This window comes from Rhodococcus sp. MH15 (assembly GCF_019266045.1).
Classification (GTDB): Bacteria; Actinomycetota; Actinomycetes; order Mycobacteriales; family Mycobacteriaceae; genus Rhodococcus_F; species Rhodococcus_F qingshengii.
Genome location: NZ_LPNP01000065.1, coordinates 127428 through 150788 on the forward strand (window position 1 = coordinate 127428; position 23361 = coordinate 150788).

Below are 23361 nucleotides of genomic sequence, written 5' to 3' on the forward strand. Positions count from 1 at the left end.
GTCTTCATGTCCGACAACTGAACTGATGGGAATCTGAACTGATGGGAAGTCTCGACGGTCGCGTAGCGATCATCACCGGAGCAGGACGCGGCATCGGCCGTGAGCATGCGCTGCTCTTCGCTCGTGAGGGTGCGAGCGTCGTGGTCAATGACCTCGGCGGCGCAAACGACGGTTCCGGTGCAGATGCCGGCCCCGCGCAGCAGGTAGTCGACGAGATCGTTGCCGCAGGCGGCAAGGCCGTTGCCAACACCGACAACATCGCCACCTGGGACGGTGCCGAGGGCCTCGTCAAGCAGGCCGTCAGTGAGTTCGGCCGACTCGACGTCCTGGTCAACAACGCCGGCATTCTTCGTGACGCCTTCATCGCGGGTATGGACGAGAGCCAGTGGGACGCAGTCATTGCCGTGCACCTCAAAGGGCATGCCGCGACACTGCACCACGCTGCCGCATACTGGAAGGACCAGAGCAAGGCAGGCGAGACCGTCAACGCTTCGGTCATCAACACTGCTTCGGCTTCGGGTACCTTCATGCCCAATGCGGGCCAGGGCAACTACGGTGCAGCCAAGGCGGGCATCGCAGCCCTGACGTTGGTGGCCGCTGACGAGCTCGATCGATACGGCGTGCGCGTCAACGCAATTGCGCCGATCGCGCGTACTCGACTGACGCTGGCGACACCCGGTATGGGTGCGCTCTTCGCGGCCGAGGTCCCCGAGGGTGAGTTCGACGCGTTTGCGCCGTCCAACATCTCGCCGCTCGTGGCCTATCTCGCGGCGGCGGACTGCAAGCTCACCGGCAAGGTGTATGCCGTTCAGGGTGGGGCCATCACGGAACTCGCCGGCTGGCACGGTGTGAACACCATCGAGAGCGAGGGTCCCTGGACCACCGCTGACCTCGCAGAACGACTGTAAGCGCATGGCACGCAACGCATACGAACTCGGCCTCGGGCTGAGTGAGGAGCACACCGCGCTTGCAGATTCGGTGCGCTCCTTCGCCGAGCGCACCATCACCACCGAGCAGGTACGCGCGGCCGTGGAGTCGCGGACCGAGGACAAGTTCCCCCAGTTCTGGACGGCACTCGTCGGGCAGGACCTTCTTGGGCTCGCGGTTCCGGAAGAGCAAGGTGGTCACGGCGCCGGCCTGCTGACCTTGGCGGTGGCACTGGAAGCATTGGGCCGCACAGTCTCTCCCGGCCCGTTCGTTCCGACGGTATTGGCAAGTGCCGTTCTCGGTGTCGCCGATTCCAAGGCGGGACCCGAGTTCCTGCCCGGTCTGATCGACGGAAGTCGTACGGCAGCAGTCGCCTTGGGTGCACCGTTGGCGGCCGAGTCGTCGGACGGTGGGTACAAGATCACGGGCGCACTCGACGGTGTGCTCGGTGGTGAGCACGCCGACGTACTTCTGGTTCCGATCCAGTTGCCCGAGGGCGTTCGCTACGCGGTGCTCGAGAGCAGCGCAGTCGCGATCACCGTGCAGGACAGCATCGACGTGCTGCGCGGTAGTGCGCGGATCGAAGCTGACAATGTTCAGATCAGCGCCGAACGGGTACTCGACGGTCTCACCGAGGCGCGGGTACGGTCCATTGCCGCAGTCGTTCTCGGCGCCGAAGACGTCGGCGTCATGTCCTGGTGTGTTTCCACTGCGTCGGAGTACGCCAAGACCCGTGTGCAGTTCGGGCGACCCATCGGCCAGTTCCAGGGCGTCAAGCACAAGTGTGCGCAGATGGGCATTGCGCTCGAGCAGGCACGCGCCGTTGTGTGGGATGCGGCAAGCGCATTGGACAAGGGCGACGACACGGCAGATTTTGCCGCCGACATCGCCGCAGTCATCGTGCCGGACGCCGCAGTGCAGGTAGCGCAGGACTGCGTGCAGGTTCACGGCGGCATCGGATTCACGTGGGAGCACGACGCACACCTGTACTACCGCCGCGCGCTCTCGATCCGCGGCATTCTCGGCACCCGCGAGGATCGAGCCAATCGTGTTGCGCAGCAAGCACTTGACGGTGTCAGCCGGGCTTCGGTTCTCGAACTGCCGCCGGAGGCAGAGGAGATCCGCGGCGGCATCGCGGCCGAGCTTGCCAAGTTGGTCGAGCTCGACGAGGACGACCAGCTGATCGCGCTCGGCGACGGCGGCTGGGTTCAGCCTCACCTGCCGAAGCCGTACGGGCGCAGCGCCGCTCCGCTCGAGCAGATCGTCATCTCCCAGGAGATCAAGGCTGCGGGTATCTCGATGCCGCAGCTCCTGATGGGCACCTGGGCCGTGCAGGCCGTCGTAGCGCATGGTTCGGACAAGCAGAAGCAGGAATTGGCAGTACCGACCCTGCAGGGTGAGCTGGTGTGGTGCCAGCTCTTCAGTGAGCCCGGTGCTGGTTCCGACCTCGCATCACTGTCGACGAAGGCCGAAAAGGTCGACGGCGGTTGGAAGATCACCGGTCAGAAGATCTGGACCACGGTTGCTCAGTTCTCCGACTGGGCGATGCTGATCGCCCGTACGGACGCCGGCAAGCCGAAGCATCAGGGCATCACCTACTTCGTGCTCGATATGTCGACACCGGGCATCACCGTCCGCCCGCTGCGTGAGATGACGGGCTCGGCGCTGTTCAACGAGGTGTTCCTCGACGACGTGTTCATCCCCGACGAGAACGTGGTCGGTGAGGTCAACGACGGGTGGAACGTCGCCCGGACGACGCTGGCCGGCGAGCGCGTCGCACTGAGCCAGAAGATGGAGGCGTACGCCTCGGACTCCGATCTGCTGAAGTTCGCGAAGTCGGCAGACCTGAGCCCGATCGGACGCTACCGTGTCGGCGAGCTGGTTGCCGAGAGCCAGGCCATCGACCTCATCGGCTCCCGCGTTGTGCTCAAGCAACTTTCGGGGATCGACGTGAGTACGACGTCGAGCGTCGGCAAGCTGTTGGCGATGAAGATCAGCCAGTCGATCGCCGAGTTCGTCGTCGCCGAACTGGGTGCTGCCGGAGCGGTCAGCATCCCAGGTCAGCCAAGCGACAAGGCGATGGAGCAGCTCATTTCGGGCCGCGCCACCACCATTTACGGCGGCACAACCGAGGTGCAGCTCAACGTGATCGGTGAGCGCATGCTCGGATTGCCGCGAGACTGAGGGTATTTACCGGCGAGGCTCAGTCCTGGATTCTTCTCCAGGGCTGAGCCTCTTCCAGTTCGAAGGCCAATTCGAGGAGCGTGCGCTCGTCGCCGAGATCGGCGGAGAAATGCGCAGCCAACGGCAAACCATTGCTGGTCTGATGCATCGGTAGCGAAATCGCGGGACCTCCGGAGATGTTGTTCAGTGGCGTGAACGATGTGTACGCGATCAGCTTGTCGAAGAGTTCCTCGAAAGGCTGAGCGGGAGAGAGGTATCCCAGCTCGGGGGTGGTGTGCCCCAGGGCCGGCGAGAGCACGACGTCGTACTTCAAGAACATGGCGCTGTACTGCTGCTGGAGCCGTCGCAGACGATAGAGCACGCGCGGCGTCTTCACCAGGTTCTTCCGGTACAGCGTGTAGAGGCCCTTGGTGAGATTGTCGGTACCGGACTTGTCGAAGTCGGGTCCGAGCATTTGTTTGCCACCGGTGGAGATGGCAAACGACAGAAAGCCCCAGTAAATGCTGAAGTCGTCGATGAATTCGGGGCCGACGGGCAGTGCTGCGTCCTCGACATGATGGCCAAGGCTTGCAAGGAGTTCGGCCGTAGCTTCGACGGACTTGCGCGTCTCGTCGTCCGTCTTGGTGACGGTGACGGAATCGGCGATCACGCCGACGCGCAGGCGGGTTGAGCTGGGTCCTTCGATCAAGCGAACCGGTGCGAGTCGCGGATTGCGGTAGTAGTTCTCAGCCGCAGACATCCATCGTGCAGTGTCGCGAACAGTCCGAGTAACGGCGCCCTGGGCGATCAACCGGATCGGCATCGACTTGTCGGCCGGATCGGCGATGGTGCGTCCGCGAGTGGGTTTGAGTCCGACGAGTCCGCAGGCAGCGGCGGGAATGCGAATCGATCCACCGCCGTCGTTGGCGTGCGCGATCGGGAGTACGCCGGCAGCAACAAGCGCGGCTGCGCCTCCCGAGGAAGCGCCCGACGAGTACGCCGGATTCCACGGGTTGTGCACGGGTTCTTCCGTCATGTATTCGGTGGACGCACTGAATCCGAACTCGGGCAGTCGGGTCTTGCCGATCGAAATGGCCCCGGTGGAGAGGAACTGCTTCGCGAAATCGCTGTCGGCTTTGGCGGGGATCGCGGTGAAGGCGGTACTGCCCTGCTGGGTGGGAAGGCCGGCGCTGTCGGTGTTGTCCTTGATCGCGGTGGGGACACCGGCAAAGACGCCCTTGGCGGGCCGGTTGCTCCTGGCGAGGGCACGATCGAAATCAGTGCAGGCCAGACCGTTCAATTGCCCCTGCACCGCCTCGGCGCGGGCGATCGATGCCTCCATGACTTCCCGTGCGGTCACCTCACCCGATTCGATCCGGGCGGCGACGCCGGTGGCGTCGAGGTCGCCCAGGGCGTCGTCGGTGAAAGCGTGGATGGGGGTGTTCGCGGTCATGGGGATCCTTGTCAGGCGGAGGCACTCAGGTCGTCCGTCCAGCATATTGGACGGACGACCCCTGAGTGGCGCTATCTGTGGATTGCGGTATCAGCTACCGAAGATCGTCACTGCCTGCTCGGCCGCCTGCGGCGCCTGCTGGAACACTCCCTGGGGGATGAACTGCTGCGGAATGAACTGCTGGGGGCCCAACTGCTGGAAGTTCGTGACCATCGGGTGGATCACGTTGTTGAATACATCGTTGAACATGTGTTGTGTCCTTCGGTTACAGCGTTTTTCGAACTTCTGACTCCATCGACACTAAGCACGGTTCTGACGAGTTTCAACGAAAATTGCTGATACACAGTCAAGTTCAAGTTCATTGCCAGCTGGGGGCCAGGAACCGGTCTTCCTTCACAGCTTGGACGCTGCGCCGTGCAGGTTCTTGGCTGTCGGGGAGGTCTCGACGGATTTGGGATCGGGGTACGTGCCCAGTACGCGATCGGCAGTTCCCGCGGTGGTGACGGTGAACCAGTAGTGCTCGTTCTTGAAGTGGTGGTTGCGGTGATTGCGCCAAACCGACCGGTAGAGAGCAGTTTTCGGCTTGTAGTCACTGTGGATGAGGAAATGTGTCCACTCGTAACCGAGGCCGAGCAGGGAAATGCAGGTCAGGAACGTCAGACCGAGTTCGACGCGGGGAAATGCCAGGAGGGCGACGGCTGTCAGAACGGGAATCACGATCAGGAGCGTCTGCCACGGGATGAAGATGAGTGAGACGGTTCGCGGCGCAAAGTGGTGTTCCCGATGGCTGCGCGCCAGCCGTGAATCGAGTGTGACGCCGGCAATGGTTCGCGGCTTCCAATGGAGAACGAAGACGTGAATGATCCACTCCACGAAGGGGAATGCGGCAAGCATCACGAGCGGAACGAGGGCGTCGGTGATCTGCCAGTTGCCCACTGCGATGCGCGCCGCCGCGGCGGCCAGCAGCATGGTGCCGATCATCCACGGCGTCGGTGACTTGCGGAACGTCCGTGCCGCATCGGCGAGAGTAAGAGGCTTGCTCATGGTTTCAGTCCTTCCAGGAAGGTGAGAGCGTCGCCGATTGCCGTCGTGCCGGTGTGAAGGAGCTGTGCGGCTGACGCCTCGGCAGTTGGCTCGTCGTGTGAAGTGATGGCGGAGGCCAGTTTTCGATACAGGTCGGTCTGGCCGACTTCGGCGACCATGACGGATGCAAGTGCAGTCATAGCCGGCTCGTATGCAGCCCGAAGGCTGTTGAAGATTAAACGGAAGGCAATGGAATCTGCGCTGTCGACGACGACGTCCCAGAACGCCAGAGCGCGGTCTTGCAACTCCATTGGATCTTCGGTGGCGCCTAGTTGATCAACGGCCGTGTCGAGTTCTCGGGCGGATTCCGCGGAGATGCGACGGGCGGCCAGCACAGCGATCTGCGGTCCCATCAACTCGCGAGTTTCCAGCACGCTGCGCACCACGCTCAGGTCGGGGACGCCGTCGCGCACCAGCAGCTGGGGGAGAAGTTCGGGTCCGGCCTGGCGTCGAAAATCGCGCACCGACGTGGACTCGCCCTGGCGGACCTCGACGAGTCCGGCCTGGGCGAGCTTCTGAATTGCCTCGCGGACTGCGGGCCGCGAGACGCCGAATGCCTCGGCGAGCTTGCGCTCGCTGGGTAGTGCCTCACCCGCAGCCAGCTCTCCGGCCAGCACTTTCACCGATATCTGATCGAAGACTGCGCCGGAGGCCGAGGTACGTGCAACGGGTTGAAACATGTACCGACCGTAACCTGATTCTCGGTAAGAGGTCAAGTGGTAATACCAGTTCAACGATTGGAGGCTTGGCGCGAAAGAGATATGTCTTGGCCAAGAGGCTTCACCGTAACGGCGCAGGTGAGAGTAATTTTAGGTAGCCCTAATTCGGATAACCGTCAGGAAACCCATGACATCGCTCCTGTTACCGACTCCAGATACCGATGCAGAGTTCGCTCGCATCACCGCTGCCCTGACTCGACGCGGCTTTCTCGGCGGAAGTGCCGCCGCGCTGTCCACACTTGCTCTCGTCGGATGCAGTAGTGGGGAGGGCGGGGACGGTGCGGACGACGCAACTCGTACTGTGCAGACGCACTACGGATCCGTGGATGTTCCCGTCGATCCGCAGCGCATCGTCGCCGTCTCATACAACACCCCGTGGCAGTTGCAAGCCGTCGGCGCCCGACCCGTGGCGACGCTCGACTACAGCGCTTACATCGACCAGTTCACCCCGACACAGCAGAAGTTCATCGACGGCTTGTCCACGGTGGGGGTTTTCCTCGAGGTCAACCGCGAAGCCGTCGTGGCTGCCGCGCCTGATCTCATCGTCGGCGATGCGTACGAGATCGACGAGGACATGTTCCGCGAGCTCTCGAAAATTGCTCCGACAGCGGTGTATTCGGGCACGAACCGATCGGATTGGCGCGCTGTCGCCGAGGGTGTCGCAGACGCGGTCAACAAGGGTTCGGCATTGACGTCGAATCGTGAGAAGTATCAGGCGATGCAAGAGCGAATCCGCACCGAATACGCCGCGCAGCTTGGCGAGAATCGGTGGGCCCAGGTTGCTATCGGTGGTTCGGAAGGGCACTTCTCCATCTTGTATCCAACCGGAGTGACCGGCGCGATGCTCGCTGACCTGAACGTGACCCGCGGCGAATTCATCCCGGATCTGCGCCCAGCCACCGGCTTCGAAGCCTTCCCGCTCGAACAACTCGAAATGCTGCGGGACGTCACCGTCGTCATCTACCCGAAGCAGCCGAACGGAACTGATTCTGCAGGAATGAAATCCGTCTTCGCCAGCCCGCTGTGGAGCCGCATTCCGGCAGCAGCTTCGGCCCGGGTATTCGGAATCAGCACTCAGGTCACCGACTACGGCACTGCAATCAACTGGCTCAACGAACTCGAAACGGGCGCCTTGGAGGCACTTTCATGACATCACTTCTATTGCCCACCGCTGACACCGATGCCGAATTCGCTCGCATCACCGCAGCACTTACCCGACGCGGTTTCCTCGGAGCCGGTGCCTTGGCGGGGATCGGATTGCTCACGGCCTGCGGAACCAGCTCCGGTGAATCGGCCGAGGGTTCGATGCGCACCATCAACACGGCTCTGGGGCAGGTGGAAGTGCCCACCAACCCGCAACGGGTGGTCAGCGCCGATTACTACACGGGCCCCGCGATGTTCGACGCCGGGTTCACACCGGTCGGATTGCCGGTCGACTACGAGAACGCCGACGGCGTCCCGGAACCCTATGCGTCCGCTCTGCGGTCTCTCCCGAAGGTGGGACGCTGGTACGAGCCCAACGCCGAGGCGATAGCGGCTTTGTCTCCCGACCTGATCGTGATGACCAACCTGCTGTCGGAGAACAACCCGGATCTTTACGAGCAGATCCGGTCGATCGCACCGACCGCGGTTTTTGCCGAAGACGGGCAGTACGCATGGAAGGAGCGCGCCTTCGGAGTCGCGGACGCGCTGAACCAGAGCGCGAAGGTTCAAGAGTTGGCAGATCGGTACGAGGCGCGGATCGCCAAGTTCCGCAGCGACAACGCTGATGTGCTGAGCAAGGTGAAGGTCGTCTACACCACGTACTTCGAGGAGAGTGGTTTCTCGCTGTACTCGCCGACCAAGTATCAGACGACGGTCATCAGCGAGGCCGGGTTCCAGTTCAACGACCGTTCGCTCGCAATTCCCGCCGGCAGCAACGAGTGGTTCCCGAAGGAGCAGTTAGAGCTACTCGACGAGGCCGACGTCATCATCACCAACAGTGGCAAGGGTCCCATCAACGAGAAGTTGGCGAACGACACCATCTTCCAGCGTCTGCGCGCCGTCAAGAACGATCAGGTGTACTCGTTCGACTACGAGGGCGTCGCGTCCTTCGGTTGGGCCCTGACATTCCTCGAGCAGTTCCAGCCGATCGCTGAGGAGATCAGAGCCAAGCTCTGATCTCCTCAGCAATCAAGAGGACGCCGGCGTCACCACATTCAGCTTCGGTTGATGCTGGTCGGTGTATGCCCACGGGCGGATCTTCTCCAGTGCTTTGCCGATCCGGAACACGGTCGGTTCGTCGTACGTATGGCCGACGATCTGGACGCCCGTGGGAACGCCGTTGTGTGCGTGTCCACTCGGCACCGCCAATACGGGGCACCGATTGGCGACGTTGAACGGCAATGTGAGAAGTGCTTCGGCGGTGGTGTTCACGTGCTGACCCGCCACAGTGAGGCCGTCGAGCAAAGACTCGCCTGCCGGGAAGGCGATGGTGCCCGAAGTCGGGCAGATCAGCGCATCGAATGGAGCCATCGCCTCGGCGAGCTCTCGTTGCATTTGGGTTTCTTTGCGAAGGCCGTCCAGAAATGACATTTCCGCAGCGCCCTTCGACGTGATCGCGACGTTGTCGAGCGTGTAATCGGCAAGAAGATCACCGTGGACGCGAGCAACTTCCGCGACGGATGCACCCATGATCGTTCCGAAATGGACTTTCACCGCTGCTGCCATCGAATCACGAGTCCACGGCAACTCGATCTCCTCGACGATCGCGCCGGCATCGACCAACGACTGTGCGAGAGCCCGTGTGTTCGCCTCGATGTCAGGTTCGATGGGGAAGTCACCGAGCCGCAGGCACAGGGCAATTCGCATTCCCTCGACCGACGGGTACTCGTGTGGCAGCGTGATCGCCGGCTTCAGCGAAGAATGGTCACGCGGGTCCGGCCCGATCAGAACGTTGGCCAAAAGAATTGCGTCGTCAACAGTTCGGGCCATCGGACCGTCGCCACGGTAGGAATCCATGGACAGCGGGGCGACTCCGGCGATACGCCCGTACGAGGCCTTGAGGCCGACGGTGCCGGTAAAGCCTGCCGGGCCTCTTGTCGACCCGCCGATGTCGGATGCTGTTGCCAGAGTAGAAGTTCCGGCGGACAGTGCGGCGCCGGCTCCGCCGGAGGAGCCGCCGGGACTGTAATCGAGGTTCCAGGGATTGCGGGTCACGCCCCACAAAGGAGAGTGTGTGAACGCCGCGACGCAGAATTCCGGTGTCGTCGTGCGTGCGTGAATCAGGCCGCCTGCTGCCAGAACTCGGTCGATCACGGGTGCGTTCTCGCGGGCGATGTTGCCGCGCCCCGCCAGAGAGCCTTCGGTCAGCGACTTTCCGGCAATGGAGTGTTTTTCCTTGGCAGCTACCGGAATTCCCTCCAGCGGCCGCGGGTCGGGTCCTTGGCCGCGATACCGGCTCTCGGCATCCCGGGCGCGTGCGAGTGCCTCGTCGAACATCTCTTCGGTGAAGGCATTGATGTGAGGTTCGAGCTTCTGGGTTCGGTCGATGATTGCCTGTAGCAGTTCGACCGGAGACAATTCCCGCGCGCGAAAGTGAGCAATGGCTTCGGTGGCGCTGAGGTAGTGCAGTTCGTCTGACATGGCGTTATCTCCCTGGGACAGTATGTGTGGGAATCACGCGCTCCGCGCAAGGGCTCCCAGCGCGGCCGCGGTCATGGCTGTAACACCTTCGGGTAGGGCCGCGGCGGGATCTGGGGCGAAGCGCGGTGAATGATTCGACGGCGTGCCGGGTGGTATCCGTCCCTCGGTGAGCGCGGCAAGGGCGGTTCCGTCGAAACTTTGAAGTGCCGTTCCGCCGAAATGCCAGAATACGGAGGGGCATTGGGCGGCGGTGCCGAAGATGCCGAAGTCCTCGCTAGCCGAAAGTGGTTGTGACAGAGTATGCATTCCCAAGCCGGCCTGTCGCAGGTCGGACATCACCGTGGACGTGGCGTCCGGAGTGTTGACCGTGGCCGGAAAGCCGTTGTACGCATGAACGTCCGGCTGTTCGACGGCGCCTGCCCCGTCAGCTTCTGCGCGAGCGATCCTGCCCACCGATTCGAGCATGTGATCTCGCGACGACGCACTGAAAGTTCGCAGGCTGAGTAGCAGTTCGGCGTCGTCGGCAATGATGTTCGCAGCTGTGCCGGCGTGCAAGGCTCCCACCGTGAGCACAGGTGCTGTCGGGGTTGCCGCTTCATGAGCCACCAGACTTTGAATGCGCAGCGCGAAAGACGCTGCCATCAACAAAGGGTCGATGCATGCGTACGGTGAGGACGCGTGTCCACCACGGCCGTGAAAGACCACTCGTATCGTGTCGGATGCTGCCATCAAGATGTCGGGTTTGCTGACCAACATCCCCGCCGGAGTCGGGCCCACGTGCTGTCCCAGACAGAGGTCCGGTCGCGGGAAGCGGTCGAAGATTCCGTCGTCGACCATCGCACGAGCGCCGGAGCCGGTCTCCTCGGCAGGCTGGAAGACCGCGACAACAGTCCCGGTGATCGATGTCGGATCCGCGGAAAGTGCGGCGCACGTGGCAAGTAGCGCGGTTACGTGGACATCGTGGCCACACGCATGCATGACTCCATCAGTTCTGGAGGCGTAGGACAGCCCGGTGTCTTCTGCCACCGGCAACGCGTCCATGTCGGCGCGTAGCAGGATCACCGGACCGCTGCTCCCTTCGAGAACACCGACGACACCCGTACCGCCGACCCCGACCGTGACGTCCCAGCCGCCGATTCGCCGAAGTTCCTCGGCAACAATTGCGGCGGTGCGAGTTTCGTCGCCGGACAACTCGGGGTGTGCGTGTAGGTCCCGGTAGAGCTCGAACCAGTGCGGCTCGACGGTTCGCAACCGCGACGGGTCTCCGAACTCGAGATTCGAAAGCAGTTGATTCATGGTTGATCTTCTTTCAGTTGGCGGTTTTCAGTTGCACCAGGTTCAGCATCTTTTCTCGGGTTTGTGGTGCTGCCATGACCGCGACGATCGCCACGACGGGCCCGAGTGCGAGCGATACGAACGCCGCTGACCAGGAGAGATGGTCCACGATGAATCCGAATACAAGCGGTGCGACTATTCCGGCGACCATGCCGCCGAAAATGATCATCGACGACGCGGCCCAGACCACCGAAGAAGGCAGAGCCCGCAGGGGCAGTGCAAAACACGGCATGAAAGCGAAAGAGGCAGCGGCAGATCCGAGGGTGACGAGAACGACGAACAAGGCCGTGTTGGAGGCGAAAGGAATCGAAACGAGCATCACGATGCACGCGAGCATGGACGGCACCACGACGACACGACTGTTGCTTGCCAGTCGATCGGAGATTCGCCCGCCGATGACGGTGGTCACGGCGGCCACCACGGTAGCCGGAATCAGAAGGAGGCTTGCACTCGAGAGGGCGATTCCACGTTCGTCATGGAGGTAGGACGGAACCCACGACGACATCCCCCAGATCACGAAGTCGTATCCGAAGAACATCAAGGCGAAGAGCCACATCGCGCGGGAGCGAAGTACGGTGCGCATGTTGTCCCAGGAGGAATCCGGACCGTGGTCGTTCTCCGCCGGAAGTGCCGGCGGGAGCCACAACTTGATGCTGACGAGCGAGAGTACGCCGAGCGCCGCGACGGCCAGAAACATTCCACGCCAGCCGATCAACGGGAGAAGAGCTGCCGCAACAACGATGGCGAGAAGCGTACCGACGGCGTTGGAACTGTTCATCCATCCTGTGGCAGTGGCACGTTGCTCCGGGATGCTCCGCTCGGCAACGAGCTTTACTGCAGCTGCCGGAAACACGCCCTGCGCGAGACCGAAGAGAAAGCGAACAACCAGAAGCGTCCCGAACGACCAGGCAAGGGCAGTGAGGCCGGTGAAGACACTCCACGCCACCAATCCGATCAGAGCCATCCGGACTGCGCCGTATCGATCGGCGAGCAGTCCACCAGGCAGTTGGGCCAGCGTGTATGCAATGAAGAACGTGGAGATGATCAATCCGCGCTGGGAGTAGTCGAGATCGAACTCCTCACCGAGCAAGGGGAGAGCGAGGTTGATCGCCAGCCGATCTATGTAGTCGATCGCGTACGCGACGAACAGCAACGCGACCGTGACTTTGGTGGAGCGAAGCACTGGGCCTCCAAGTGGTGAACCTGTGAAGTGATTCACACATCTTTGGCAAACAGGCAGGGATCACCGACCAGAATGCAGTAATCCGGCAATACTGGCCTGATGAAGCCGGAATCCGACACATTCGTGATCGCGGAATCTGATCTGGAGATCATCAATGCACTTCAGCTCAACCCCCGCGCGTCGTGGACGCAGTTGTCGTCAGTGCTCGACATGGATTCGACGACGATCGCCCGCCGGTGGCGTCGCCTCGTCTCGAACGGTCATTCGTGGGTCAACGCGGTCGCAATCGGTCGAACCCACATATTCGGCTATCTCCTGATCAGGACCACACAGGATTCCGTTGCCGACGTGGGGGAGCTGTTACGTCAACTCTCCTGTGCCTATCTGTTGGCCAGGACGGAAGGCGAGTACGAGTACTTCGTCGGAGTCGTGGCCGCCGACCACAAGAGTTTGGACGCCTTGGTGTGTGAGCACCTTGCCGCCGATCCTGGAATTCTGTCGATCAGAAGCCGGGTCGGGGTGAAGGTGTACCGGGACGGGTTCAGCTGGGAGCCGGGCGCTCTGGGGCAAGCGGGTCGGGCTCGGCTGGCAACGGCATCGACAAAGGGCGCTGCGGTGCCGGCAGATCCGACAGAGTTCCGCGAGTCCGACGGTGCCCTGTTGGAGGCGCTCGGCCGTGACGGACGTGCCAGCTACGCGCGCCTCGCCGCGATTTGTGGAACGAACGAGACTGCGATTCGACGGCGCTTGGCCCAACTGACTGCGTCGCAACAGTTGATTTTCCGCTGCGATGTCTCGCAACAGGCTGTCGGTTCACCGTTCGAAGTGATCTTCGATGTCGCTGTGGACGGTTCCACCGACGAACTCGGCAATCTTGTGTCGAGTTGGCCGGAGATCAGATTGTTGGTGGCGACTACCGGAACAGCGAACATGTTGATCAGCGTGTGGCTGAGCAGCCTCGCGCAGAGTCTTGTCGTCGAGGATCGACTCCGCCGAATCGGTAGTGTGCGGATCCTCGATCGACGTGTCTCGCTGTACCCGATGAAGCGGTTCGGGCAGCTACTCGGACCGAGCGGAGTGGCGGAAGGTCATGTCCCGGTCGCAATTTGGGGTGCCGGCGACGTTATTCGTTGAGCGTCAGTCGATCGGCGTCCGATTGTCGTCGACGAGGTGTGTAGCGGAGTCGGTCGCACGGGAGCGCTTCCAGATCATCCGTGCCAGCGCACCCAGTACGGACACTGCCAGGACAACGCCACCGCCGATGATGCCGGCCGACGAGTCCGGGAAGATGCCCTCGAGCAGCAGCCAGACACCGAAGACGAAGAACAGCACCGCGGCGCCGATCTTGATGAATCCGTCCGGAAGGTGCTTGCCCAGCACCGAGCCGACGATGATGGCGAGAGCGTCGGCCGCCACCATGCCTACCGTCGACCCGATCCAGACGCCGATCCAGTCGTTGTCGGTGGCAAGGGTGATGGTGGCGAGCATGGTCTTGTCGCCGAGTTCTGCCAGGAAGAAGGCCGAGGCGACGGCGATGAAGGCGGATCGCGTGACGCGACCGGCCTTGTTCTGCTCGTCGTCGGTGAGATCGTCACCGCGCAAGGTCCAGAGGCCGAAGATCAGGAAAGCGATACCGCCGACGATGGAAATCGCCGCGGTGGGGAGGGCGACGCCCAGGTAGTGGCCGACGGCGACCGAGACGAGGTGAACAAGGGTGGTGGCGACGGTGATTCCGCCGAGGACGACCCACCAGCGATAGCGCAAGGCAAACGTCATTGCCATCAGTTGGGACTTGTCACCGAGTTCTGCGACAAAAATGACGCCGAAACTCAAAAGTATTGCGGCAAGCAAGATTTACTCCTCCGGTCGGTGTAGGTCGGAGGAAAAATGCGAGCCTCCGGCCTGGGCAGGCGCAGTGGGTGCGCTTGTCCGGCCGAAGGTCTCGCCCACCGAGGCCACAGGACCTTCGGTTCGCCAGGCCGGGTGCTTCGCGATCCGCACCAGGCGGAGCGCGTCGAACCAGTATGTCGACACGGGCGATTGGGGGCTACTCCCCTTCGTTGCTGCCCACGTTAGCGCGCCTGAAACGAATTGGCAAAGCGCACAGCAAGTTTGGGAGTCCGAACTTATCGCTTACCGGGGCCGTCACGAGGCGAGGAGCATGGCCAAAACAGCGGTGTCGGGATCGCTGATCGGATCGATGCCGACACGACTGATCATGGAGACGACTGTGCCGTCCGGCTCAGCCTCGACCCACGCCGCACGATGCTCCAAACCCAGATAGGGAAGGCCTGGCAGCAGTACGCACCCCGACGCGCTGCCCTCGCATTCCGGCAGGCTGGGCGTGGTTTCCGACGGTGGGTGCAGCATGATCAGCGCCGGTGGCTGATGGTCGGAGAAACGGCCGGGTGTCAAGGCGAAATCGCCGAGTACCGGACCTTCGGCAACCACCAGACCGACGGTGCCCGGCTGCGGATCTTCGGGAACGTCTTCACGGACCCCGAAGACCGTCGTGGTCGGCAACAAACCTGGCATCGAGGCCACGCGGACAGCCAATGCGAGAAGCTGCGCCCACTCCTGGGTGGTGTCCGGCCAACGACCGGAAATGACGAACCCCTGCAAAGACCCAGCGGCTTGGAACGGAGAAATGCCTATTGCTTCGTTTCTGTTCATTTCTGTTCCTCCCTCGGTGCTGGGGCAAATCTCGGGCAGACGCGCATGCGTCGGTCCGGCACACCTCGTTGGGTAATCGAAATATGCACCCATTCGGTACTGGCACACAAGAGAGGGAGAGTGCCAGCCAGGTTTGCGCTGGTGAGGGCGGTGGTATGCGCAGACATGACTCTGTCGAAGAACCGTTCTCGGCTGGAAGACCTGGCAACGCAGGCGTGGATCTTCGGATATCCCCTGTTGATTGCTGCGGTATCGCGGGATGTCATGACGGCGGTGCCTTCGCCGGTGGCGATGAAAGCCCCGCTCAACCAGTTCGCATACGCGCGTACGACGCCGGATGCGACCTTCACCGATGTCGTCTCACCCAACGCGGACACTCTCTACTCGTCGGGGTGGCTGGACGTCTCGACGGAACCGCAGGTGCTCTCACTGCCGGACTTCGGCACGCGGTACTGGCTGGTCCCCATCCTCGACGCGTGGAGCGACGTGTTCACGGTTCCGGGATCTCGGACAGTCGGGCGGACCGGGGGACCGTACCTGGTGGCCGGGCCGAATTGGAAAGGCAACGTGCCCAAGGGTTTGACGCTGCTGCGGTCTCCGACGGCGATGAACTGGATAGTCGCCCGCTACGCGACGTCGGGGGGAACAGACCTGGCAGAAGTGCACAGCCTGCAGGACCGGACGCGACTCACTCCTCTGTCGGAGTGGACGGGTGACCCGCAGGACTACACGCCTGGTGAAATGCCGGTGAACCCTGCCGTCGACACGCGGACGCCGCCGGTGGACCAGGTGGCCGCCATGGACGGCGAGGCATTCTTCACCAGACTCGACGCACTTCTCGACGACAATCCTCCGCGTCCGGAGGACACCGAGATGATGAAACAACTGTCCGACATAGGAATCGGCTCCTCCTTGCCCTGGAGGTCGCGTCCGCAGGAGGTACGTGATGCCCTCGATAGAGCTGCGCGAACCGGTATGGACGTGCTGAGCGAGATCGCCGAAGAGGCCGAGGGCAGTCCGAAGAACGGCTGGACGATGCACCGCGGCTTGGGGCACTACGGAACCCATTACGCTCAGCGGGCTCTGATCGTCTGGCTCGGTTTCGGGGCCAATCTCGACGCTGATGCCGTGTACCCGCATGCCACGACGGACGTCGACGGGAAGCCGCTGACCGGGGCGAAGAAGTACGTCCTGCACTTCGAGAAGGACGAGCTGCCACCGGTCGAGGGCTTCTGGTCGCTCACGATGATGAACGAGCGGCAGTTCTTCGTGGACAACCCGATCGACCGATACGCGATTGGCGATCGAAGCGATCTGGTGTTTGCCGACGACGGTTCCCTTGACATCTATCTCCAGCACGAATCCCCTGGTGGTGAGAAGGAGCGGAACTGGCTGCCGGCTCCGTCCGGCGACTTCAACGTCTTTCTGCGCCTGTACTGGCCGAAGGCGGCAGTGCTGTCGGGATCGTGGACTGCGCCCGGTATTCGAGAAGCAAGTATTCGAGAAGCAGGCTGAAAGTCCCCTCGCTTCGTACCCGAAGAGCACAACTCGGTATCAGCCGCGCGTTTCGATGGGCGGAAAGGTCACAAGAGTCATACGATCTGTCGGTATTGCCCTGTTTGAAGAGCTGTTGAATCGGTCAGAGACACCCGCTTGTTTCGGAGGCTACTGATGGTCACGCAGAATCCGTTCGTGCAGTACGGCAAAGAGATCTGGTGGATGATCCTGATCCGCGGAATCTTCGGCGTGATCTTCGGAATCATCGCGCTCGTGTGGCCGGGAATTACCGTGGTGGCCTTGGTTTTCCTGTTCGGTATCTACTCCATCGCCGACGGTTTGATCACGATAGTTCGCGCCATCCGGGACCGCGAGCATCTGAGCTCGTGGGGTTGGTGGGTGTTCACGGGCGTCGTCTCAGTCGGAGCCGGCATCGTCGCGCTGGTCTGGCCGGGCATCACTGCGCTGGTGCTGCTGTACATAATTGCCTTCTACGCCATCATGTTCGGAATCTTCGGAATTGTCGGCGCCTTCAAGATGAAGGCGCTGCCCGGATCCAGTTGGGGATGGTTGCTCGCCGCATCGGTGCTTGCTGTCATCTTCGGCATCATTCTTCTCATCGCGCCCGGCGAAGGCATCATCAGCCTCATCTGGTTGTTGGGTTGGTACGCAATCCTGTTCGGCCTCTTCATGATCGTGGGAGCATTCCAGATCAGGAGCCGGGCAAAGGAAGCCGGTGTTCTCTAAGAAGGGAAAGCCGGCCGTCGAGGCTCCCACTCCGATCCCCACGCTGTCCGGTAGTGAGAACTGGTCGATCCCGCGCGGTTTGATCGTCCTGCTCGGTATTGCCGCCACCGTGGTCGCCGTCGGCGGAATGAAGGTGTTCGGCGGCATCCTCGGGCCGGTATTCCTGGCCCTGGTGCTGACGATTGCCGTTCAGCCCATTCAGGATTGGTCACAGCGCCGAGGGTGGCCCAAGTGGGTCGGGATGTTGGGCTCACTGGTCACCGTGTACTTGATCCTGCTCGGGTTGGCGGCGTCGTTGATCGTGTCGACGGCTCAGTTGGCGACGATCCTGCCGCAGTACTCCGAGGAGATGACCAACCTCCTCAACGAGGGCCGCGACAAGTTGGCCGACTTCGGCGTGAGCACCGAACAGATCCAAAGCACGCTCAGCAGTGTCGATCTCACGAAGGTTGTGGGTGTCCTCGAAAGCGGGCTGGAGGGCCTGCTCGGCATCCTGTCGGATCTGGTGTTCATTCTCGCGTTGTTGTTGTTCATGGCCTTCGACGGGATGAGCATCCGCTCGCGGTTGCATGTGCTGTCCGAGCAACGTCCAGAAATCTCCTACGCGCTCTCCACCTTTGCCGCCGGAACTCGCAAATACCTGGTGGTCTCGACGGTCTTCGGCCTCATCGTGGCGGTACTCGACGGTGGCGCGCTGTGGCTCATGGGCATTCAGCTGCCCGTCCTGTGGGCGTTGCTGTCCTTCATCACCAACTACATCCCCAACATCGGGTTCGTCATCGGCGTGATTCCACCGGCGCTCCTGGGACTGTTGCAGGGCGGGCCGTGGCTGATGCTGTGGGTGATCGTCGTCTACTCCGTCATCAACTTCGTGATCCAGTCCATCATCCAACCCAAGTTCGTCGGCGACGCCGTCGGACTGTCGGTGACGATGACGTTCCTCTCACTTGTCTTCTGGTCGTGGGTTCTCGGGGCGCTCGGAGCGCTGCTGGCGATCCCGCTCTCGTTGTTGGTGAAGGCCGTCCTGCTCGATATCGACCCAGCCACGCGCTGGGCCGACATCCTGATCAGTGGACCTCGGGACATGTCGAACGAGGAACCAGAGGAGTCTGAGAAGCCGGCCACGCCCGCAGGCTAGGGCTCTCAGTGTTTCTACAAGTTGTTGCTTTATCGTCTCGCCCATGAGCGCCGAGAACACCACAGAAAACTCCCATCGCCGGCCGTCACGACTCGGTCGACGGCTGGCAGTCGGTGGTGTGGCCGCGATCGTCGCGGCTGCGGTGGCGGGGATCGGGTTCGTGATCTTCGCGGGCGGTGCCGACACCTCGAACACCGTCGCGATCGTGAACGCCGACGCGGGAACCACGCTCGACGGCAAGGAACTTCGGGCCGGCGACACGCTGGTGGACACGTTGGGCAAGAACGAAGACTTCGACTTCCAGGTGGTCGACAACCCCGGCGGGAACTACTTCGCGACGTTGACCGTGCCGGAGGACTTCAGCGAAACCGTCGCGTCGATGTTCGGCATGGATCCACGGCAGGCGAGCGTCGACCTCGAGGTGAAGGGCTCGGATTCGGAGAAGTCGGCCGAGTTGACTCGGGCCGTGTCGGCGCAGGTCGGCGCGGACGGCATCAAGGGTCTGCTGGCTCAGACGTCGGCCGCCAGACGCTCGATCGATCAAAACCTCACCACCGCACAGATTCTGGTCGCCGGAACCAACGAGGCCGGAAAGTCCATCGATCAGGTGAAAGCAGGCGCAGGCACTCTGCTGCCGTACCTCGAGACCGCACGGTCCGGGGCGTTGGAGCTGATGAGCGTCGCGGATCAGGTGTCCGGTGTTGTCGATCAGGCGTCGGGGTCGGCGGAAGAGCTGGCCACGCGCGCGGACTCACTGGGCCTGACGCTTGGGGAGGCGTCGACCTCGACCGCGGAACTGAAGACACGAATCGACGCGCTGCAGACTGCGCTGAACGGCCTTCCGATCCCGCCTGACGTGACAGCGCAACTGGCCGGTGTGAGTTCGGATCTCGGTGCGCTGAATGCGCAATTGGGCACCGTTCCGGCGCTGTTGGGTGGCTCGGTCGGGCCCGATACGGAGCTCGGTGATCTAGTCCGCACCGCTGTCGGGCAGCTGCAAGGCGCGAGCGATCAACTGAGCAGTGCTGCCGGACAATTGAACGACGGCCTCATTCCCATCGCTGATCAGGCGCCGCAGATGCTCGGTGACGTGACCGATCAGATCACCCAGGGATTCACGACGCTGCAAGGAATCGCCAAGTCACTGGTCACGGGCCTCGACGGCGCAAAATCCGGTATTCCCGCGATGACCACCCCGCAGCAGGTTCAGCTGACCTCGGTGCTGTCGGATCCGGTGGCCGTGAATCAGACCACCGCGGGCAGCGGTGACTCCGGAACTCGCACACTGGCATTGGTCTTCGGAGCCACGACGGTCCTGCTCGGTGGTGCTCTGCTGACACGAACGGCGGCGCCCCTGGTGAGGCGCCGCCGTTCGCAAGAAGAGCGTGACTAGACGATCAGACCTGCGGTCTGGGTACGTGCACGGTCGAAGCGAGCCGAAACGTCGTTCCAGTTGACGATGTTCCAGAATGCCTTGACGTAGTCGCCCTTGACGTTCTGGTAGTCGAGGTAGAAAGCGTGCTCCCACATGTCGAGGAGCAGCAGCGGCGTGAGGCCGATGGAGATGTTGCCCTGCTGATCGTAGAGCTGGACGATGATCAGACGCTGTCCGATCGAGTCCCACGCGAGGATGGACCAGCCGGAGCCCTGGATGGCGTTGGCGTTCGCGGAGAAGTGAGCGCGGAAGAGATCGAACGAACCGAAGTTGTCGTCGATCGCTGCGGCGAGTTCACCTTCGGGCTTGTCGCCACCGTCAGCGCTGAGGTTGTTCCAGAAAACGGTGTGGTTGGTGTGGCCACCGAGGTGGAACGCCAGGTTCTTCTCGAGCAGGTTGGCCTGCGCTGCGATGGTGTCGTTCTCACGAGCCTCGGCCAGCTTCTCGAGTGCAGCGTTGGCACCGGCAACGTAAGCCGCGTGGTGCTTGTCGTGATGCAGCTCCATGATCTTGCCCGAGATGTGCGGCTCGAGGGCTGCGTAGTCGTAGGGGAGTTCCGGCAGCGTGTAAACAGACACGAGGGTCCCTTCTTTGCGGGCTGGTGAGCCCTGGTGCTTTAGAGTGCGTCGATCACCGGTCACGGCGTGACGTCACTCGCGTATGTGCAAATCATTCTTCGGGTTTCCACCCAATAACATTCGTACACCGTCCGCAACAGTCCGGCTCAGGTAGTAATCACCAAAGAATAAAGTTTGGGAAACCGAACTTGCCCCGATCTAAGGGTAAGCTAATATGCGCAAATTCGTCGTAAAGGTGAACGGAACCTTAAACTTGCGCGATGCCCGCACCAGTTTTCCTCCCGGAATCACCAGAGGCGGCCGCGCCTCGGGTGAATCTTCCGGGCGCTGACCTGTTGCGAGCCCTGGCGGTTGCCGCCGTGATCTACTCCCACATCTCTTTCTACGTCATCGACGATCTCGGCTCGGGTTGGTGGGTGATCGACGTCGTCTACGGCGTTTTGATCGAGCCTGCCGAACTCAACCAGCACCTCTCTTTTGTCGGCGTCGCAGTATTCATGATGCTTACCGGCGCTCTGGTGACGCGATCCGCGATTCGCGACGGCCCCGGAAAGTTCTTGACCAACCGATTCAGTCGACTGCTGCCCGCATTCTGGGTGGCGACCGCGATTGCCATTCTTCTGGTCCGCCTCGGAATCAACGGAATGTTCAGCGGTCAGGAAGGTATTTCCGATACCGAAGCGTTGATGAGCTTTTTTCTCGGCGGATTCTTTCTCAAGCCCGAGGTGGCAGTTCTGGGAGTGACCTGGACACTCACCGTCCAATTCCTCTTTTATCTCGCATGCGTAGCGGCTCGCCCGATACTGCGGCTGCGACCGATCGTCATGCCGCTCGCCGGTGGTGCGCTGTGCTCGCTGGTGCTGCTCTACAACGTCTACGCGCCGCTGCCGTACACCGTGCCGATGCTGTCCAAGATCGCCGCGACGCTGCCGGCCGTCTTCCTCGGCCAGATCATGTACCTCGCGTGGGCGAAGCTCGCTCCCGGCCGCTGGCTGATCGCGGCCGTCCTCGTCCAGATGCACGTCATCATCGTGGCGACCCAGTTCCGCGTCTACTGGGCCGGTGAGCACTATCTGTGGACCATTTCGGTAGTCGCCGCAGCGGTAGTTCTCATCGGCCGCTACGACGGCGTCCCGACGCGCTGGCCGGTCGTGAAGTGGCTCTCGACGCGTAGTTACGTCATCTATCTCGTGCACACCCTGATCCTGTACCGCGTCGTCGAGAACACTGTTTTGTACGTCGGACCGACGCTGGCGTTTGCGCTCTTCCTTCTGGCCACGGCCGCGGTAGCAGAAATCGGCTACCGGTGGGTGGAGCTGCCCGGCGCCCGCGCGATCACGGCGTGGCGAAACAGTCGCTCGCGCGTAGCATCGAAGCATGAGCTGGTACGACGACATTCTGGGACGAGCGTCCGCAAAATCCACGCTGATCGCGCCTGAGGACGCACTCCCGGGCCGAGAGCAGAAAATGCCGGTTCCGACCGCGCACTACGTCAACGGGCATCCGTTGACGCCGCCGTTTCCGGCCGAACTGCAGACCGTCGTCGTAGGGATGGGTTGTTTCTGGGGCGCCGAGAAGGAGTTCTGGCAGCTTCCCGGCGTGTACACGACCGCTGCGGGTTATGCGGGCGGCTTCACGCCCAACCCGACGTACGAAGAGACGTGCTCCGGACGTACGGGTCACACCGAAGTCGTGCTGGTGGTCTTCGATCCCGCAGTGATCTCCTACGAGCAGATCCTGGCGCACTTCTGGGAGAACCACGATCCGACGCAGGGGATGCGTCAGGGTAACGACCAGGGCTCGCAGTACCGTTCGGCGATCTTCACGACGTCCGCGGAGCAGGAAGAAATCGCTCATGCGTCGGCCGTCGCTTTCGGTGAACGGCTTGCCGAAGCCGGATATGGAGCGATCACCACCGAAATCGGCCCGCTGCGCGACTTCTTCTACGCGGAGGATTACCACCAGCAGTATCTGGCGAAGAATCCCGGCGGTTACTGCCCGGTGCATGCCACGGGCGTCAGTTGCCCGGTCGGATTGCTCCGTCAGGATCAGGTTCCGGCGCAGACGGACATCCTTCCGCCGAGCGAATAACTGGACAGGTGTTGGAGGACACATGTGATTCAGCTCGTTAACACTTGCAACTAGATCGAAACAAAGGGAATCTCGATGTAAGAGTGTGTCGTCGAGAGAACTGAGCTCACAATGTCAGGTAGTACGCGAGGAACTGCGTCGCTGCTCCGACGCACCATTCATGTAGGCCACGATCCGATGGTTCGCCGCAGTGATCGGATCGAAGGGTTCATGTCCTTCGGTCTGATCATTTTCGCGATTCTTCTCCTGCCTCTCGCGGTATGGGCAGGGGCTGCGACTGCTTCGAGCCAGAACGCACTGATCGCCAAACAATCCGCCGAATTACACAGTATTTCGGCGACGACGACAGCAGATTCGACGCAGACCACCGCCTCGACAGCCGATTACATTGCGCCGACCACCGAAATGGCCAGCGCGCAGTGGAACTGGAACGGCCAGGTTCACACGGGTGATGTCACTGTCGACTCGGCGACGCCCGCCGGCACCGAGGTCCCCATCTACGTCAATGATCAGGGCGACAAGACCGTAGCTCCGATCACTCAGAGTGCTGCCGACGTCGCAGCCGTGGTGACCGGGGTTTTCACCTGGTTCAGCGTGATGTCGCTGCTGGTCATCGCTTTCATGCTGGTGCGCGTCTTTCTCGACCGTTCCCGCTCGGCCCAGTGGGACCGAGACCTACGCGCGTTCCTCGACGCGAACGCGCTGTAGATCCCGG

Annotated in this window: 22 protein-coding genes; 12 read left to right on the forward strand and 10 right to left on the reverse strand. The window is 62.1% G+C overall.

The window, feature by feature from the left end:
• The first annotated feature begins 41 nt into the window (after positions 1 to 41).
• Positions 42 to 908 carry an SDR family oxidoreductase gene (locus tag ATN37_RS15060; RefSeq protein ID WP_007735961.1) on the forward strand — a complete coding sequence of 289 codons (867 nt, stop codon included), beginning with the start codon at positions 42 to 44 and terminating at the stop codon, positions 906 to 908.
• Positions 909 to 912: 4 nt separating this feature from the next.
• The gene (locus ATN37_RS15065; RefSeq protein WP_218695348.1) at positions 913 to 3111 is read left to right on the forward strand and encodes an acyl-CoA dehydrogenase; all 2199 of its coding nucleotides are present in this window, start codon (positions 913 to 915) and stop codon (positions 3109 to 3111) included.
• Between the two features lie 19 nt (positions 3112 to 3130).
• On the opposite strand, the gene ATN37_RS15070 is transcribed toward ATN37_RS15065, so the two are convergent.
• The 4 genes from ATN37_RS15070 to ATN37_RS15085 form a co-directional block, all read right to left on the reverse strand.
• The gene (locus tag ATN37_RS15070) at positions 3131 to 4543 is read right to left on the reverse strand and encodes an amidase (RefSeq protein WP_042453230.1); all 1413 of its coding nucleotides are present in this window, start codon (positions 4541 to 4543) and stop codon (positions 3131 to 3133) included.
• 90 nt (positions 4544 to 4633) lie between these two features.
• Entirely contained in the window at positions 4634 to 4792 is a 159-nt protein-coding gene (locus ATN37_RS15075; protein WP_003944172.1) for a hypothetical protein, read from the reverse strand.
• Positions 4793 to 4936: 144 nt separating this feature from the next.
• Positions 4937 to 5587 (reverse strand): sterol desaturase family protein, encoded by a 651-nt coding sequence (locus tag ATN37_RS15080; RefSeq protein ID WP_007735968.1) that lies wholly within the window; start codon positions 5585 to 5587, stop codon positions 4937 to 4939.
• Positions 5584 to 6306: a FadR/GntR family transcriptional regulator gene (locus ATN37_RS15085; protein WP_218695349.1), complete on the reverse strand. Its 723-nt coding sequence runs from the start codon at positions 6304 to 6306 to the stop codon at positions 5584 to 5586. The genes ATN37_RS15080 and ATN37_RS15085 overlap by 4 nt, the downstream gene beginning before the upstream one ends.
• 166 nt (positions 6307 to 6472) lie before the next feature.
• On the opposite strand from ATN37_RS15085, the gene ATN37_RS15090 reads away from it, so the two are divergent.
• Positions 6473 to 7495 (forward strand): ABC transporter substrate-binding protein, encoded by a 1023-nt coding sequence (locus tag ATN37_RS15090; RefSeq protein WP_218695350.1) that lies wholly within the window; start codon positions 6473 to 6475, stop codon positions 7493 to 7495.
• On the forward strand, positions 7492 to 8505 hold the full coding sequence (locus ATN37_RS15095; protein ID WP_054831752.1) for an ABC transporter substrate-binding protein: 1014 nt from the start codon (positions 7492 to 7494) through the stop codon (positions 8503 to 8505). Before ATN37_RS15090 ends, ATN37_RS15095 begins: the two co-directional genes overlap by 4 nt.
• Positions 8506 to 8517: 12 nt before the next feature.
• Here the strand turns inward: ATN37_RS15095 and ATN37_RS15100 are convergent, their stop codons facing one another.
• The 3 genes from ATN37_RS15100 to ATN37_RS15110 are packed head-to-tail and all read right to left on the reverse strand — an operon-like array spanning position 8518 to position 12487.
• On the reverse strand, positions 8518 to 9969 hold the full coding sequence (locus tag ATN37_RS15100) for an amidase (protein ID WP_218695351.1): 1452 nt from the start codon (positions 9967 to 9969) through the stop codon (positions 8518 to 8520).
• 33 nt (positions 9970 to 10002) lie between these two features.
• Positions 10003 to 11265 (reverse strand): amidohydrolase, encoded by a 1263-nt coding sequence (locus ATN37_RS15105; RefSeq protein ID WP_218695352.1) that lies wholly within the window; start codon positions 11263 to 11265, stop codon positions 10003 to 10005.
• A 13-nt stretch (positions 11266 to 11278) separates the two neighbouring features.
• Positions 11279 to 12487 carry an MFS transporter gene (locus ATN37_RS15110; RefSeq protein WP_218695353.1) on the reverse strand — a complete coding sequence of 403 codons (1209 nt, stop codon included), beginning with the start codon at positions 12485 to 12487 and terminating at the stop codon, positions 11279 to 11281.
• A 99-nt stretch (positions 12488 to 12586) separates the two neighbouring features.
• On the opposite strand from ATN37_RS15110, the gene ATN37_RS15115 reads away from it, so the two are divergent.
• Positions 12587 to 13621 carry an Lrp/AsnC family transcriptional regulator gene (locus ATN37_RS15115; protein WP_075831778.1) on the forward strand — a complete coding sequence of 345 codons (1035 nt, stop codon included), beginning with the start codon at positions 12587 to 12589 and terminating at the stop codon, positions 13619 to 13621.
• A 3-nt stretch (positions 13622 to 13624) separates the two neighbouring features.
• Here ATN37_RS15115 and ATN37_RS15120 read toward each other — a convergent pair whose 3' ends face one another.
• Positions 13625 to 14338, reverse strand: a complete 714-nt coding sequence (locus tag ATN37_RS15120; protein ID WP_058227350.1) for a TMEM165/GDT1 family protein — start codon at positions 14336 to 14338, stop codon at positions 13625 to 13627.
• Positions 14339 to 14632: 294 nt separating this feature from the next.
• Complete coding sequence (locus ATN37_RS15125; protein WP_003944138.1) at positions 14633 to 15160, reverse strand: hypothetical protein; 528 nt, start codon at positions 15158 to 15160, stop codon at positions 14633 to 14635.
• Positions 15161 to 15325: 165 nt separating this feature from the next.
• Between ATN37_RS15125 and ATN37_RS15130 the strand changes: the two genes are divergently transcribed.
• The 4 genes from ATN37_RS15130 to ATN37_RS15145 all read left to right on the forward strand — a co-directional run bounded on the left by ATN37_RS15130 (position 15326) and on the right by ATN37_RS15145 (position 19935).
• Entirely contained in the window at positions 15326 to 16675 is a 1350-nt protein-coding gene (locus tag ATN37_RS15130) for a DUF1254 domain-containing protein (RefSeq protein ID WP_003944160.1), read from the forward strand.
• Positions 16676 to 16831: 156 nt separating this feature from the next.
• Positions 16832 to 17404: an HdeD family acid-resistance protein gene (locus ATN37_RS15135; RefSeq protein ID WP_003944155.1), complete on the forward strand. Its 573-nt coding sequence runs from the start codon at positions 16832 to 16834 to the stop codon at positions 17402 to 17404.
• A complete protein-coding gene (locus ATN37_RS15140) occupies positions 17394 to 18542 on the forward strand; it encodes an AI-2E family transporter (protein ID WP_218695354.1) in 1149 nt (382 codons plus the stop codon). Before ATN37_RS15135 ends, ATN37_RS15140 begins: the two co-directional genes overlap by 11 nt.
• Before the next feature lie 43 nt (positions 18543 to 18585).
• Positions 18586 to 19935 carry a membrane protein gene (locus ATN37_RS15145; protein WP_030535844.1) on the forward strand — a complete coding sequence of 450 codons (1350 nt, stop codon included), beginning with the start codon at positions 18586 to 18588 and terminating at the stop codon, positions 19933 to 19935.
• Here ATN37_RS15145 and ATN37_RS15150 read toward each other — a convergent pair.
• Positions 19932 to 20555: a superoxide dismutase gene (locus ATN37_RS15150; protein ID WP_003944189.1), complete on the reverse strand. Its 624-nt coding sequence runs from the start codon at positions 20553 to 20555 to the stop codon at positions 19932 to 19934. The genes ATN37_RS15145 and ATN37_RS15150 overlap by 4 nt on opposite strands.
• Before the next feature lie 260 nt (positions 20556 to 20815).
• Between ATN37_RS15150 and ATN37_RS15155 the strand changes: the two genes are divergently transcribed.
• The 3 genes from ATN37_RS15155 (at position 20816) to ATN37_RS15165 (ending at position 23354) form a co-directional block, all read left to right on the forward strand.
• Positions 20816 to 21994, forward strand: a complete 1179-nt coding sequence (locus ATN37_RS15155; protein ID WP_047272742.1) for an acyltransferase — start codon at positions 20816 to 20818, stop codon at positions 21992 to 21994.
• Positions 21933 to 22646, forward strand: a complete 714-nt coding sequence (gene msrA, locus ATN37_RS15160) for a peptide-methionine (S)-S-oxide reductase MsrA (RefSeq protein ID WP_020905733.1) — start codon at positions 21933 to 21935, stop codon at positions 22644 to 22646. The genes ATN37_RS15155 and msrA overlap by 62 nt, the downstream gene beginning before the upstream one ends.
• 111 nt (positions 22647 to 22757) lie before the next feature.
• Entirely contained in the window at positions 22758 to 23354 is a 597-nt protein-coding gene (locus ATN37_RS15165; protein ID WP_223304488.1) for a hypothetical protein, read from the forward strand.
• The last annotated feature ends 7 nt before the right edge of the window (positions 23355 to 23361 follow it).